The sequence below is a fragment of the Peribacillus sp. FSL P2-0133 genome, from assembly GCF_037975445.1.
Classification (GTDB): Bacteria; Bacillota; Bacilli; order Bacillales; family DSM-1321; genus Peribacillus; species Peribacillus simplex_E.
Window position 1 is genome coordinate 3,508,657 of record NZ_CP150254.1, and the last position, 14,237, is coordinate 3,522,893.

Here is a 14,237-nt window from a genome sequence, read left to right on the forward strand (position 1 = left end):
ACGCACCTGTTAGTTTAAGTATGATACTTCACATATTAAAAAATTTAATCTCTATCTAAATTATATTAATGTCTTAATTGCCCACTAACACATTAAACGAACAAATAAAAAACATCCTCTCTAAATAGAAACGTGATAAAAAACAGTAAACTTTTCTATTACGATGTTATTCCTCAATCTTAAACCAAGGACCTGAAGCTTGAATTATATTCCAAAGTTTTTCAGGAAGCTCAAGCTCGCTTACTTTTGACGTCTTAATGGCTGTCTCAATTTCAGCTACTTTTCCAGTCTGAACCTTTTCTACCCAGTCTGGATTCATGATTAACGTATGACCAATCGCTGCTAGGGATAGACCCTTATCTAATGCTGTTGAAACGACTTCCGGAGTTACCATAGAACCAGCAGCCATTACAGGAACTCTGCCGTTTACATGTTCAACAATTAATTCAAGATATGTTTTTTCATCTTTACTATTTACGGGCTTTGAGGATAAGGCATTAGCCAACGAAGCATGTACATAATCAACATCTGCTTCAATAAGACGATTAATTAATTCATAGGTATCCTTCATTTTCAAACCGCCTTCTTGGTGTTCGTCAGGAGATATTCTGTATCCTAAAATAAACGGTTTTGTTGCACGCTTTTCAATCACCTTTTTCACTTCTTGAACGATTGCCAGTGGGAAACGCATGCGATTTTCTAATGATCCTCCCCATTGGTCTTCTCGTCTGTTGAAGTAAGGTGAGAAGAAGTTTTGCATTAAAAACCCATGAGCACCATGAAGTTCAACGCCATCAAAACCTGCTTCAATTGCTCTTCTTGTTGTTTCTCCAAATGCATGGATGATATCTAAAATTTCCTCGTGTGAAAGTTCTCTAGGCAAAACTGAAGGAGCAAATCCAGTAGCTTCAGTCTCTAAAGCGCTGGAACTAACAACCTCACCATTTGGAACAAGATCTGGTAGGGCTTTGTTACCTGCATGGAAAATTTGAAGGACCGCAGGAGCTCCGCCACTTTTCGCGGCCTCAGCTAATTTACGTAAGCCCGGCATAAATTTATCGTCATAAGCTGCGAATTCATTTTTAAAACCGATCCCGTTTGGAGTCACATGTGTACAACCTGTAATCACAAGTCCTACTCCGTTTACTCTTTTTTTGTAATAGGTTAATTCCTCATTTGAAACCGTGTAATCATCATTACTGGACCAAGTTGTCATTGGTGCCATAACCACTCTATTATTAAGGGTAATCCCGTTTTTAAATGTAAAAGATTTAAATAAGTTGCTATATTTTTCGTTCATTTTTTAACCTCTTTCTGAATTGATCAAACATTGTTAGTTTGTCGTATTTTGTAAAGGGTGATTAACCCTTCATGTATTTTAAATGGTGCAAGAATAGGTTAATCCCTAGAGAGCACTCTAACGCAAGTTTTTTTTTATTTTTACTTTCGATAAAAACACGATGTAGAAAGTTGTCTGTACGAGGTTTATCCAAAAGATGCAAATGAAAAAACACCTGGCTCCTTAATTTCTAAGAGAAACAGTCTCCTACTTCATTTTCATAAAAATTTATTTTATTATCCAAATGCTCTAAACTTTGACGAATCTTCTCCAATTCTTCCACTACTTTTTTGCGATGCTTTTTAAGCAGAGCTAACCTTTCCTCCATTGTTTTATCCCCCATATGCCCCCACATGGCAAATCGTTTCATGTCTTTTAGTGACATCCCTGTATTTTTTAGGTGGAGCAAGGATTCAATCCATAATTTATTTTCATCCGAGTAGATTCTGACATTGTTATCGTCTCTATTTACTTTTATTAACCCTTCTTTTTCATAAAACCTCAATGTATGTTCGCTTAACCCAACTATTTTAGAAAATTCCCCAATAGAATATGTCAATATAACCGCCTCCATTAAATCTGATATGTCTATTTCTTCTTTCTTTTTTAATTTGTGACATAAAGAAAGAATAATACTTAGAGCTTACTCTAAGTCAAAAAATTGTAATTCTTCTGCATATGACGATTAACGATCTTTTAGATTTACTTCGTTAAAAAATTTTAAAAAGGAGGCATAAAGAGTAGAATAAAAAAAAGCCACTTATTTATTAAGGGTTCCGTTTTGAAGTGGTTTTTCGAATTTATAAACAAAAATGACAGATGTTTTGACTTCGTTATTGGCATTTTAAAAAAGCAAACTCACCGCAGTTTTGGTGAGTTTGCTTTTTTATAGCTATCCGGTTCTTTATGGAACTAAACTGCCCCTTTAGTTCCATAAGATAAAGCTGCCTTAAGACAAGACAGCTTCGATCTTAAGCTAACGCACGTTGAATGGCTATTCAAGTAATAACTCGGACTTAAATACGATTACAGCATTTCCCGCAATCCTTACTTCCTCTGGTTCCTGATTACAAATTTTCACTTGAACATCAATGACACCCGCCCGGTTTATAGCTTCGCCCTGCACTGCTTTAAAACTAAATAAAGTATTATCATGTTTGACAAGTCCATGGTGTATTAAGTATGCGCCTAAAGGGCCGTTCGCATTACCTGTAACAGGGTCTTCGTTAATACCAATTGCTGGAGCAAACATTCTTCCATGAATTAAGATTTCAGAGTTGGGAGCATTCATCGTAAACACATAAAAACCATTGCAATTAATTAATCCACTGACTTTTGTTAGTAAATCCATATTAGGGTTTAATCGGTGAAGAAGTTCCGAATTTTTAATTCCAATCATCACCTTGGAATGCCCGGTAGAAACGATTTGTACGGGACAATCTTCTAATAAATCATTTTCACTAATATTGAAAGCTGTAAATATGTTTTCTAAAGCTAGACCATCAATCACCGCATCAAAACTTATACTACCCTGCGTCATTATAATTTTGTAATCATTATCTTCATTAATCACATCGACTGGTAAAATGCCGGCACCAGTTTTATGAAAAACTTTACCTGTATTTAAACTATTTTCAACTGCACGAGCATAGTGAGCAGCAATCGTCGCATGTCCACAGATGGGAACCTCATGAGTAGGCGTAAAAAAACGAATATGTACATCAGATTCGCTATTGTCTGATTTAAATATAAATGCCGTTTCCGAATTGTTAAGCTCTCTAGCAATCCTCTGCATCTCACCTGAAGATAAACCATCTGCATTTGTAATTACACCAGCAGGATTACCTGATAATTTTTCTTTCGTAAATGAATCAATTTGATATAATCGGTACTTTCTTGCCATGCCATTTCCCACCTTTAATATAGTGAATTTCTGGTCCTTTATACTATCTATAATTCTTATTATATTAATAATTACCCCATTAGCTCCAAAAAAAAAGAGTGATCGTCACAGCTCTTTAAAGAACTATTGCACCTGTTAGTTCCCTAATGAAAAGGTTGCTTCAGCAACCTCCCTTATTGATGTAAAGCACGCCTTAGCTTAACAAACAATTTAATGATGTGAATTATTTACCTTGTACCTTTTTCCAAGCGAAAACCCAGCAGATAATAAAGATACTGTCGCTAAACCAACTCCAATAATCATAGAATAGTCGAAATAATTTTCAAGTGCCATACCACTAGAAATAGCTACAATAAACAAAAGTAAAAAGAAAATCGTATAATTCTTTTTCATAATTACTCACCACCTTTATGATATTACAAAAAAAGCAAATAAATTGTTGAACTAACCTGTGCCTATAGTTAATTAAGGGGGTTTAACTTCATTTTTCGAATGTACGATAATGGGAATTATCATACATTAAGAAGGCCGTCAATTGGCGGCCTTCTCATGGCGCTAACGCACCCGTTAGTTTAAGTACAATGTTTCACAAACCTACTCAATTATCACTTCATTTATTACATGAATGCTGCCCGTCTATATGAGAGCAAGAGATGACTCTTCCACAAATTCTGTTTATTCTCTTGCTCCAGCTTATATATATCTTGATGATTTCACTCAAAAGAATGCAAGACATCGCTTCTCTTTCTCTCCTCAACCACCAACAAAGAATGATACGGAGTCTTACTCGGAATATTTGAATGCCCTTCATGAATTTGATCAAAGAAACAAGTATATCGAAGGACTTCATGTAACAATAATAATACAATAAAAAACAATATAAATTTATTGTAAAACGATAAAACATATGATAAAATCATTTTGTCATTTAATAAGTGAGGTATTTAAAATGAATGTTAAACAAGGTTCAACCACTTTCTTAAAGGTAATTATTTTTCTGGTTGGAATTGCAGTTCTTGCATTGTGCATATTTTTGGTGCCTAAGATCGGGAATTTTGCTGGGGAATTGTATCCAGATATTGCTTATATGAAATCTCTCGTTTTAATCGATATGTACGTGGCAGCGATTCCTTTTTATTTCGCTCTTTATCAAGCTTTTAAACTTTTAAGCTATATTGATAAGAACCAAGCGTTCTCGGAATTATCGGTAAAGTCTTTAAAGAATATAAAGCACTGTGCCATCACGATCAGTACCTTGTACCTGTTAGGTATGCCACTCTACTATCTCATGGCGAAAAGAGTTGACCCTCCAAGTTTCATACCAATCGGATTGGTCATTATTTTCGCCTCAATGGTGATCGCCGTTTTTGCTGCTGTTCTCCAAAGACTTTTACAAGAAGCTATTAATATAAAATCAGAAAATGATTTAACGATCTGAGGTGAATATCATGGCGATTATCATCAATATTGATGTGATGTTGGCAAAAAGGAAAATGAGCGTAACAGTACTTTCGGAGAGGGTTGGAATTACTATGGCGAATCTCTCCATTCTGAAAAATGGAAAAGCAAAAGCGGTTCGTTTTTCTACATTAGAAGCGATATGTAAGACTTTGGATTGTCAGCCAGGTGATATTTTGGAGTACAAGGGCAACGAAGACACTCAATAAAACAGACAACAACTTTCTTCAACCAACGGGATTAGATAGTGAAATTAAGATGAAGGGATAGCTATTAAGCTATCCCTTCTCTGCGTTTATTATTGATATTTAATTAGAGAATTCCATTGAGAATTGCATTGATATTAGTGACAAAAAATGTGATGTGATTTGCATTGTTTGCACCTCAAAAGGGAAGCCGTTAGCCGCAGCCATCCCTTCTTTAATATAAGCACCCGTTAATTTAGATAAGATAAAAACAAAAAGGCTTATATTCCAAAGTGTATCATGTATTTATTTTCCTCTTTAGCCTGAAATATTTTAGAAGCTAACTCATTAAGTTCAGCAGATTTTTTATACATCGTTGAAGATGTAATCACATCATAAAACATTGATAAAGAATCAGGTGGAATAATTGTAATTCCCCAGTAAGCTAACCCAAACTCTGTGCGTTCAAGCGAATGAAAGTAGGTTCTCATAATAGATAAATGCTCATTTAAGTGATTAATAATTTCATCATCAACAGAAATACATTTATATTTTTGTGGTTCATAAGCAATATTTCTTTTCAGATTTTCGATATTATCAATTATTCCAAAATCATGAACAGGCATTATTATCGACCTCCTGATACATAGTATAATGCTTATTGCACTAAACTGCCCCGTTAGTTAATAAAGGGTACTTTTTTACTTTAATTTGTATGTATGATTTTGTTAAGAATCGTAATTTTAGATTACAGGAACTCTTTAACCCATATTTTCCAACAAAAAAAACCTGAATATGACCGATCTTGGCCAAATTTAGGGTTTTGTTCGTTTGGTAACTTCCGTTAATTAGGTGTTATGTCGACTGGGGTTGTATTGATTTTTCATTTTAAATTAATCTCTCAAAGTATGATAAAAGTTATACTAGATACTAATATAAAAGTTACTAATAAGAATATTGCAATACTATACTTAGACCTCTTTGGAGCACTTTTAGCATTTAAGAAAAATATGGTTAATATTATCATGATTATTAAAAAAAATTGTTGTGCAGAAGACATACAAACCCTCCTTATCTTGGTGTTACGATTTAACGAATGCGAATAATGGTTGTTTTGAGAAGAAACTCCACCTTCGAGAAAGTGTTCTTTTACGTATGGTAGCAAGAATGCTATACCGCCCATTACGGAATATATGCTAAGAAAAATTCCAATATTAAAAGTCGATTTCTAGAACTAATGCACCCTTTAGTTTAAGTGTAATTCTTCACAATATTGTTGTTGGAAAAAGCGATCTCCATCTTGAAGGATTGCAAGATATTTAATAATAATCAATAACCTTTTGTGCACAGGGTTGCAAAATAACCTGTTTGAGGACGGAACAGGCAGCCGTAGCCCACCGCTATGGCTTTTTTTTCTTTCAAGTTTTTTTGGCTGTACTTTCTGCCTTTCTCATCACCCATTACAAACAAAGTACGTGCATAATAAATTCCCGTTTGGCTTGCCCGTACTGCCACTCAAACGTAGTCTCCTTATCCTCGTCGTAGTATTTTTTATATACTCGATGGAGTCTTTCCTTGGATGTTTAGCTACATAATCCGGCTCCTGAAAAATAAACATATACTGAATGATACTTTTGACCAGATTAGAAAGGAGAAATCAGCTTTGACAAAATATCGAATCATGTCCTTTGATGGAGGCGGCACCTTAGGTGCTTTAAGTTTACAACTTTTGAACAGACTGGTTCAGCAAAACCCAAAATTAATTAGTCGAACCAATGTTTTTTCGGGAAATTCAATCGGTTCATTCACTGCCCTTGCGTTAGCAAGTGGAAGATCGCCGAAGGAGACACTCCAGTTTTTTAAGGATAAAATCCTGCCGGCATTCAGCGTTTCCCGACCAGGCGGACCTGTTTTTAACCAACAATTACCATATTCCGGTTTCATTAAAGCGGTACAAACATTTTTTCCACCAGATCTTCTCCTCAAAGACTTAAAAAGACGAATTGTTGTCCCTGCATTTCATTTATTCTCACCTGAGCTGAATCGTTGGACTCCTGTGTTATTCCACAACTTTCCTGGCTCTCCCTATTTAAATGAGAAAGCGAGTGATGTAATACTACGGAGCAGTGGTGCTCCCGCGACGCAACGAGCCTATCAAAACTACGTGGATGGGTATACAGTAGCAACTAACCCCAGTACAGCCAGTATCGCGTTTGCAGTGGGGAAAGCCAAACAGCCGTTGGATCAAATTGCGGTATTATCCATTGGAACAGGTGAAGAGCCGACTCAATTAAGAAGAGATACGAAGGGGTGGGGGATGGTGAGTGCAGATAACATACGCCCCGAAAATATGAAGAACCTTCCCCCAAATTGGGGAGTTCTTTGGGACCGATCGCCCAATGAACCCTTACTGCCATTTCTTCAGATAGTCGCTAGTGGATCCGGTTACTATGAATCCATGGTCAGTTCTCAGCTTCTAGGAAATCGTTTTTTTCGGTTAAATCCACGGATCCCTAATTTATCCAAAACGGACCCTTCTGTAGTTCCCACTGTCATTTCAATTGCTAACAAAACAAATTTACAACCTGCAGTTCAATTTATAGAGAAAAACTGGAATTAATAAAATTATCCCATAAATCTGATTGAATTTTTGTTTTTATTGCAAGCATTTGGATTTTTTATAAAAAAACAGCCAGAACCTGGCTGTTTTTATTTATTTATTTATTTATTCAGTTCTTCTTCAACTATACTGCCCCGATAGTTGCATAAAGAAAAAGCTGCCTTAAAGACAACTCCGATTGATCTTCAACTAAAGCACCCGTTAGTTCTATAAGAAAAAGGCTGCAAACGCAACCTTCCTTATTGAGAACCTGTTAGGTGAAAATGGATTGTACTTTTAAAGCAACTTCTTTCGGTTTAACGTCAAGGAGTGATAGTTTTTCTATATCTACCCATATTGGCAAATATGTACCTCTATCTCTATTTTCATTGGTGTATTCTTACCTTGTCCAGTACCAAAAGTTCCTTCGATAATTTCAGCTAAGAAAAAGTAATGTGTGCCGTTAAACTCAACCTTTGCAAAGCACTCATTAACGTTGACTTTTACACCTAATTCCTCAAAGGCTTCTCTTTTTGCCCCTGTTTCAGGATTTTCACCTTCTTCAATTCCACCACCAGGAAAAACATAGTAAACAGAACCGTTCCTAATTCTTTTAATCAGTCCAACCATGTTATTTTCTACAAGCACAACCGAACCTCTATCTCTCACACATTACCCTCCCTTATTGCATGCACTTTATTGAATTAACCTGCCCCAAAAAAAAAAACTGCCTTAAAGACAGCTCCGATCTTCAGCTAACGCAACCGTTAGTTATATAAGGCTTAGTGTATAGTTGACACAAACTGTGCAATAGGAGGAGAAAGCCTCTGACGGGATTCGGTAAGCATAGGCTATGGATGAACACGCTTCCCTACGGATATTCACCTGCCTCAGATTATTTGCTTTTCGGAGCTTCTGAAACCCTTGCCTTGCGACCCGGTGGCTTCAATGTTTTCCTGTGCTCTTCCCTTCTAGAGCTATAGGTGAGTTTTGATTTCACTTAATCACTGCCTTAATTTATTTTAAATTCTATGTATATAACTCTTAACAATATCAAAACCTATGACTAGCAACACATTACATTCATAGGAGCTGACAACATGGCTAGAAATAACAACAGTAATCAATTAGTAGTTAATGGTGCAGAGCAAGCTCTAGAACAAATGAAATACGAAATCGCTAGTGAATTCGGTGTTACACTTGGCGCTGATACAACATCTCGTGCAAACGGATCTGTTGGTGGAGAAATTACAAAACGTTTAGTGCAAATGGCTGAACAACAATTAGGCGGAAGAACTCGTTAATCGAAATCATATGTAATGTTAGGGATAGTGATTGGACTATCCCTATTTATAATTTTACAAATTTCAAAAAAAGAAATAGAAACTTTAACCGGAGCAAAAATCATTACATATTCGTCATCTTCACCTGCTACTTCAGACTTACTAAAAATGGGTTCAACTTTTTCACCAGCTGATTTTAAAAATACACCAGATTTTTTATACTCAACACTATAACCGTGTTCTTTATCATGTTTCCTTGCATTAAGGAGTTTATGTTCCAGTTTGCTTAATACTTTGTATTTCAACCCACTCGCATCTGTTAGGAGTTTCGTGTCAGATTTAGTAACGACAATTCTTGTTTCTAATGGTGAAAACTCTACCCTTTTAATCTTGTATGTTTTATTTTCCGAAATTGAATTCCTTATTTATTTTTACTGTTACTCTTTCTAGGATTGCCGTTTGATCAAGCATGAAACCGAATGGCCATATTGTTTTTACTTTACGAGTCTCGTGGTCATCATATATTGTTAAATTTTTTTATTTCTAAACGAATATCTTGTCCTTCATATTCTTTTATTGATTCAAACTGCAACTTCAGCTATGAATCATATCTTTAAAATTGCAAAGGACCGATTTTTGCTTCTACATGCTTTACAATTTCTGCTGAATGAACCAGTTCCGCAGCTGTACGCATGTCTTTGTATAAAATTCTGTCCTGCTCAAGGCGAGGCACATATTTTCTAAACAAATCGCAGGCTGCAGTCGTTCCTGTTCCAGGCTGTAACGGCTGATGGAATTCAATCCCTTGGCAGCTGCACATCCATTCGATCCCAATCACTTTTTCAGTATTGGCGATTACTTTCAGTGCCTTTAAAGCTGCAGATGTCCCCATGCTTACATGATCTTCCTGACCCCCGGTTGTCGGAATGGAATCCACAGACGACGGATGTGAATAAACCTTATTGTTAGAAACCAATGACGCCGCGACATATTGAGGAATCATATAGCCCGAGTTAAGCCCACTTTGCTCGATCAAATACGGGGGCAGCTCGCTATGCTGAGGCGAGACGAGTCTAAAAATCCTTCGTTCAGAAATATTGGCCAATTCAGATAGAGAGATTGCCAGAAAGTCCATGGCTAAGGCTATCGCTTCTCCATGACAATTGGAAGAGGATATCGCTCTTGCACCCTCTTGATCATCAAACACCAACGGATTATCTGAGGCTGAATTCATTTCTCTCTCCACAATCGTCCGAACGTAATCAACAGCGTCTTTACAAGCTCCATGCACTTGTGGAATGGATCTAATACTAAGAGCATCTTGTGTGCGGTAATCTTTAAATTTTTCCGTGATCTCACTGTTTTCTATCAGCTTATGAATATTATCAGTTGTCTTTTTTTGTCCAGGATGACGTTTTACTTTACTAATTTTGGGATCAAAGGCATAGTATGTACCTTTCAGCGCCTCAAAACTGATTATCGAAACAATGTCTGCCGCCTTAAGAACATTAATGGCATCATAAACGGCCAGAGCGCCAATTGCAGTCATATCTACCGTGCCATTAATCAAAGAAAGCCCTTCCTTTTCATGCAGTTCGATTGGCTTGATTCCGGCCTTCTTCAAAGCCGTCTCGCCATCTGTTAGTACGCCCTGATTATAGGCCTCACCCATACCCAAAAGGACCAAACTGATATGTGCCTGATGATTTAAGTAACCTAGGGAACCTTCTCGAGGGACGAATGGTATGACATCTTTATTCACCATCTCTGCTAATCTCTCTACCGTTTCAAGTCTTACACCAGAATAACCAAGGGATAAATTTTTGATCATCATCACCATAATTGCCCTTACTATTTCCTTCTCCAACGGATCGCCCATACCGCAAGCATGACTCATAATTATATTTTTTTGCAATTCTCTCGAATCAGAGGCTGAAATTTTTATTTTTGAATTCTCTCCTACTCCGGTCGTAATTCCGTATATGACTCGCTCTTCCTCGACAAAACGCTCGACTATATCCCTTCCTTGGCTAATTCTTTTCTTTACACTCATAGACAGCTCCAAAGGGGCATGATGCCTTGCTACTGAAATCAAATCCCCGATACTAAAATCATCTTCAGTTATCATTACTTTTTCTTGTGTTTTCATAATAAACTCATCTCCTATATTGTGCAGCTTGACAAAACATTAACTTTTATAATGTTTAAGCCTTTGGATTAGTAAAATTTCGCAACGAGACCTCTCTTTCGAGAATTGGAGAGGTACTCCTTTTTTCATGTCAATTAATCTTCTTATGGTTCAAGGGGTTTAAGTTTGAATTTGAATTACTTGCTTCATTAAAAGGATTACTTGCCTCGCTTAAAGAGAGTGACTTTGTCTCCGGTGCCCAGGCAATCGAAATGATAGTACCAATTAACAGAATAGCTGTCATTCCAATCATCGAGGCATCCAACCCTATAGTGTTCATACTAAGGGGCAGGAGGAATGTCCCGATAGCAGAACCAATTCGGCTGAACGCTGTCACAAAACCAACCCCAGATGCGCGAATTTCGGTTGGGAAAAGTTCGGCCGGATATGTTAGCGTAAGATTTGAATTTGCTGATAATATAAAAGTAAAAGCCAGAAAAATCGGAATTACTAAAAGTTTAGGTTCGTGAAAAATGCTAAGCATAAGCAAGCAGACAGTCAGGATTGCAAACGTACTAATCGTGAAACCTCTTCGAGAAAATTTCTCCATAAGCCAAAGACCAGCAACCGAACCCAAGATTAGGAATATGTTTAACCACAAGTCTACAGTGAAGTTTTCTGCTAAACCCATACTTTTTAAGATAGACGGTAGGAATGTGTAGATGGCAAAGTACGGAATGACAATACAGACATAAAATAGACTTCCAAAAGCTGTTCGCTTCCGAAATTTTTTGTTAAAAAGAGCACGAAAGCCATTTTTATTTTGAGTCTCAATAATAGTTTCGTCGATTTCCGCATTAGGCCCGATATACTTCTTTACGATATGGCGTGCTTCATCAATACGTCCCATGCTGATGAGCCATTGTGGTGATTCAGGCGTTCCGATTCGCAGTAGCAGCACAATGAATGCAGGGATTGCAGCACTAGCAAGCATCCAACGCCATGATTCCGGACCAGCTTGTCCTAAATAATATCCGACAATGGTTGCAGAGACGTAACCAACCGTCCAGAGCACATTTAGAGAAGCCAGTAAGAACCCCCTATACTTTCTAGGCGCGAACTCGGCAAGTAAAGTCGATCCGACTGCATAATCGCCTCCGAGAGCAAAACCTATCAGTAACCGCAAAATTAACAACTCTACGGGACCATCCACAAATAGTTGCAGCAACGAAGCTATAGTGACCAATAAAAAGTTAAGCAGGAATATTTTCTGTCTGCCTATGCGGTCAGATAACCCTCCAAGTACTAGACTACCGAAAAAGAGTCCGATCAAAGCAGAACTTCCAATTAGTCCTACCCACATCGAATTGAGTTCCATTTGTGGGCTAAGGAGAGTAAGAGCCACTCCTATAATCCCAAGAGCATACCCATCAGAGAAATTCGAGCCAAAAGTAAGCGCTGTAATTTTCATATGGAACTTGTTAAGTGGAGCGTCATCCATCTTAAATTTTTGTTCGGTCATAAGCGTCTTTCCCCTTTTCAATATTTGATTTTTGGGACACTTCCTACTTCTCTAGTTTAGAGAAGGAAAGCGATTGAAAACAGACGTCTATTTTTTGAATTTTTCTAATTTTTTTCGAATTTAAAATGTAATGTAAAACGCTTACATTTGAAAACTATAATTATTTTAGATTTCTATACTTTTTTACGATCTCTAAATGAACGGGGGGTTGTACCGGTTTTTTCCTTAAAAATTTTGCTAAAGTAATTTGCATTTATAAATCCTGTTTTATCTGCTACATCTTGAATCGAGAGTTTTGTATCTATCAATAGACGCTGCGCTTCGTTTATCCGTGTCTTTGTTAATAGCTGTCGGAACGAGCTTCCTTGTTTTTTTGTTAAGAGCGAGCTAAAATACGCTGCGCTTCTGTTTACTTGGTTCGCAACGTCCTCAAGCCTTAGCTCAGGGTTAGTAAAATTCTCCTCAATGTACCGGATAGCCTGCTCAATCACATTTGTACGAGCGTTTTCTTGATTGTTATTTGCCCGATCAAGAACTTCATATAAGAACAGCAATAACTCCTGGACGATCCGATATAGAATCGGATTGTATAGGATGGATTCAAATACTTGATGATAACGTCTCTCAAGCATCCCTTCGTCAAGGTAAAATGACTTCATGAAGCGTCGGACTTGGGCTAATAAGCTTGTTAACCGGGTTCGCAATAAACCTGGCTCGGGATAGGGATCTTCCTTATTCAAAAATTCTTTATACATCCACTGCTTAATTTTGTCCCTGTCACCTTCGTTCAGCATGTCAATCCATTCGCGCTGTTCAGACGGGGTTAAAAACGGATCGATCATAACCCAGTTCACCTTATCCTCAATGACCGAAAGCTGCCGATATCCTTTGAAAAAACGAATTTCTAGCGCTTGCTTCGCATGAAGATATTTTTCATTTAACGAAAGCAACGGGTCATTAGTATCATATAAAACTAGTGACATGGGCTCCGAAAACTGCTCTTCCCATTCGGTTAGAATCCGATTGCCTATGTGCTTTAATTGTTTGAGTGGCTGTGGCTGCTGGTTATCGAATGAAAAAACAGAAACGATCATGTCGCTTAGCGGCAATACAACCGGTCGGTTCTTAAATGGATATTCTTGTAAAAAAGATAGCAGTATAGGTTGTTTCTTCGAATTTTCCAACTGCATCAGCATTAATCGGAAATTGGCGCCTAACGTTTCTTGATGCACGAATAGAGAACTGTAAGATACGGAAGGAACCTCAATTTGAGCCGATGGCTCTCGTTTCTCCTCAGTTTTTGAAACGGCCTTGCAGCACTGGGTTAATACTCGTTTGATATGGTCAGGCGACTGAGGTTTTACCCATAGATCATAGGCATGAAGCTCGATGCCTTGAAGCGCACGTTCAAATGTGGCTTCAGCCGTCATGACGATGACCTTTTGTATGTACCGTTTGGTCAGCTCCTTAAAGCTGTCCCACGTATCCTTTGGAATCATATCGAGTTCAATGCAAACAACATCTGGTACTTCGGCCTCTATTAGATGAAATACCTCAGATACTGAGCCTGCTAATAGAATGTGATCAAATGGAATCGAAAACGAAGAAACTAGCCAGCCAATCCCTGTTCGTTCATTTTGATCGCGATCAGCAATTAACAATTTAACCATACAGGTACTCCCTTAATGATAGATTTCTTCTTATTAATTATCGCCAAACCAAGCTTATTTTCATCACTACAGTGTCTAACAGATTAAGGGTTCTGGTGCTATCATTACAGGAATGCTGTACTGTTAGTACGAATTTAAGCACGATTAAAA

The 14,237-nt window shown here is 37.4% G+C and carries 15 protein-coding genes; 4 read left to right on the forward strand and 11 right to left on the reverse strand.

The genetic code is table 11. The annotated features are described in order from the left end of the window. Window positions 1-166 precede the first annotated feature (166 nt). The 4 genes from MKY17_RS16795 to MKY17_RS16810 form a co-directional block, all read right to left on the reverse strand. A complete protein-coding gene (locus tag MKY17_RS16795) occupies window positions 167-1,300 on the reverse strand; it encodes an NADH-dependent flavin oxidoreductase (RefSeq protein ID WP_098371713.1) in 1,134 nt (377 codons plus the stop codon). 229 nt (window positions 1,301-1,529) lie between these two features. Beyond that, window positions 1,530-1,898: a MerR family transcriptional regulator gene (locus tag MKY17_RS16800; protein ID WP_098371712.1), complete on the reverse strand. Its 369-nt coding sequence runs from the start codon at window positions 1,896-1,898 to the stop codon at window positions 1,530-1,532. Window positions 1,899-2,333: 435 nt separating this feature from the next. Beyond that, entirely contained in the window at window positions 2,334-3,242 is a 909-nt protein-coding gene (locus MKY17_RS16805; protein WP_098371711.1) for a PhzF family isomerase, read from the reverse strand. A gap of 210 nt (window positions 3,243-3,452) precedes the next feature. Further along, window positions 3,453-3,635: a hypothetical protein gene (locus MKY17_RS16810; RefSeq protein WP_098371710.1), complete on the reverse strand. Its 183-nt coding sequence runs from the start codon at window positions 3,633-3,635 to the stop codon at window positions 3,453-3,455. A gap of 556 nt (window positions 3,636-4,191) precedes the next feature. On the opposite strand from MKY17_RS16810, the gene MKY17_RS16815 reads away from it, so the two are divergent. Both MKY17_RS16815 and MKY17_RS16820 read left to right on the forward strand, forming a co-directional pair. Beyond that, window positions 4,192-4,680, forward strand: a complete 489-nt coding sequence (locus MKY17_RS16815; protein ID WP_286177048.1) for a DUF2975 domain-containing protein — start codon at window positions 4,192-4,194, stop codon at window positions 4,678-4,680. A 10-nt stretch (window positions 4,681-4,690) separates the two neighbouring features. Beyond that, entirely contained in the window at window positions 4,691-4,909 is a 219-nt protein-coding gene (locus tag MKY17_RS16820; RefSeq protein ID WP_098371708.1) for a helix-turn-helix transcriptional regulator, read from the forward strand. Window positions 4,910-5,166: 257 nt separating this feature from the next. On the opposite strand, the gene MKY17_RS16825 is transcribed toward MKY17_RS16820, so the two are convergent. Together MKY17_RS16825 and MKY17_RS16830 are read right to left on the reverse strand one after the other, a co-directional pair. After that, window positions 5,167-5,514 carry a short-chain dehydrogenase gene (locus tag MKY17_RS16825; RefSeq protein ID WP_142323968.1) on the reverse strand — a complete coding sequence of 116 codons (348 nt, stop codon included), beginning with the start codon at window positions 5,512-5,514 and terminating at the stop codon, window positions 5,167-5,169. A gap of 700 nt (window positions 5,515-6,214) precedes the next feature. Continuing rightward, on the reverse strand, window positions 6,215-6,400 hold the full coding sequence (locus MKY17_RS16830) for a hypothetical protein (protein ID WP_098371705.1): 186 nt from the start codon (window positions 6,398-6,400) through the stop codon (window positions 6,215-6,217). A gap of 148 nt (window positions 6,401-6,548) precedes the next feature. Between MKY17_RS16830 and MKY17_RS16835 the strand changes: the two genes are divergently transcribed. Next, window positions 6,549-7,505, forward strand: a complete 957-nt coding sequence (locus MKY17_RS16835; RefSeq protein ID WP_098371729.1) for a patatin-like phospholipase family protein — start codon at window positions 6,549-6,551, stop codon at window positions 7,503-7,505. Between the two features lie 327 nt (window positions 7,506-7,832). Here MKY17_RS16835 and MKY17_RS16840 read toward each other — a convergent pair whose 3' ends face one another. Then, window positions 7,833-8,153: an NUDIX domain-containing protein gene (locus tag MKY17_RS16840; protein WP_311610396.1), complete on the reverse strand. Its 321-nt coding sequence runs from the start codon at window positions 8,151-8,153 to the stop codon at window positions 7,833-7,835. Between the two features lie 431 nt (window positions 8,154-8,584). Here MKY17_RS16840 and MKY17_RS16845 point away from each other — a divergent pair, with 431 nt between their 5' ends. Further along, window positions 8,585-8,788 carry an alpha/beta-type small acid-soluble spore protein gene (locus MKY17_RS16845; protein WP_034304517.1) on the forward strand — a complete coding sequence of 68 codons (204 nt, stop codon included), beginning with the start codon at window positions 8,585-8,587 and terminating at the stop codon, window positions 8,786-8,788. On the opposite strand, the gene MKY17_RS16850 is transcribed toward MKY17_RS16845, so the two are convergent. The 4 genes from MKY17_RS16850 to MKY17_RS16865 form a co-directional block, all read right to left on the reverse strand. After that, on the reverse strand, window positions 8,785-9,072 hold the full coding sequence (locus MKY17_RS16850) for a hypothetical protein (protein ID WP_098371704.1): 288 nt from the start codon (window positions 9,070-9,072) through the stop codon (window positions 8,785-8,787). The genes MKY17_RS16845 and MKY17_RS16850 overlap by 4 nt on opposite strands. Window positions 9,073-9,380: 308 nt before the next feature. After that, window positions 9,381-10,916 carry a histidine ammonia-lyase gene (gene hutH, locus MKY17_RS16855; protein ID WP_098371703.1) on the reverse strand — a complete coding sequence of 512 codons (1,536 nt, stop codon included), beginning with the start codon at window positions 10,914-10,916 and terminating at the stop codon, window positions 9,381-9,383. A 130-nt stretch (window positions 10,917-11,046) separates the two neighbouring features. Then, complete coding sequence (locus MKY17_RS16860) at window positions 11,047-12,417, reverse strand: MFS transporter (RefSeq protein ID WP_098371702.1); 1,371 nt, start codon at window positions 12,415-12,417, stop codon at window positions 11,047-11,049. Window positions 12,418-12,590: 173 nt separating this feature from the next. Continuing rightward, window positions 12,591-14,087, reverse strand: coding sequence for a helix-turn-helix domain-containing protein (locus MKY17_RS16865; RefSeq protein ID WP_098371701.1), 1,497 nt, complete (start codon window positions 14,085-14,087; stop codon window positions 12,591-12,593). Between the last annotated feature and the right edge of the window lie 150 nt (window positions 14,088-14,237).

Coding starts and splice junctions, on each gene's coding strand:
- MKY17_RS16795 (WP_098371713.1), bottom strand. CDS start 1,300: ATGAACGAAAAATATAGCAACTTATTTAAATCTTTTACATTTAAAAAC.
- MKY17_RS16805 (WP_098371711.1), bottom strand. CDS start 3,242: ATGGCAAGAAAGTACCGATTATATCAAATTGATTCATTTACGAAAGAA.
- MKY17_RS16810 (WP_098371710.1), bottom strand. CDS start 3,635: ATGAAAAAGAATTATACGATTTTCTTTTTACTTTTGTTTATTGTAGCT.
- MKY17_RS16815 (WP_286177048.1), top strand. CDS start 4,192: ATGAATGTTAAACAAGGTTCAACCACTTTCTTAAAGGTAATTATTTTT.
- MKY17_RS16820 (WP_098371708.1), top strand. CDS start 4,691: ATGGCGATTATCATCAATATTGATGTGATGTTGGCAAAAAGGAAAATG.
- MKY17_RS16845 (WP_034304517.1), top strand. CDS start 8,585: ATGGCTAGAAATAACAACAGTAATCAATTAGTAGTTAATGGTGCAGAG.
- hutH (WP_098371703.1), bottom strand. CDS start 10,916: ATGAAAACACAAGAAAAAGTAATGATAACTGAAGATGATTTTAGTATC.
- MKY17_RS16860 (WP_098371702.1), bottom strand. CDS start 12,417: ATGACCGAACAAAAATTTAAGATGGATGACGCTCCACTTAACAAGTTC.
- MKY17_RS16865 (WP_098371701.1), bottom strand. CDS start 14,087: ATGGTTAAATTGTTAATTGCTGATCGCGATCAAAATGAACGAACAGGG.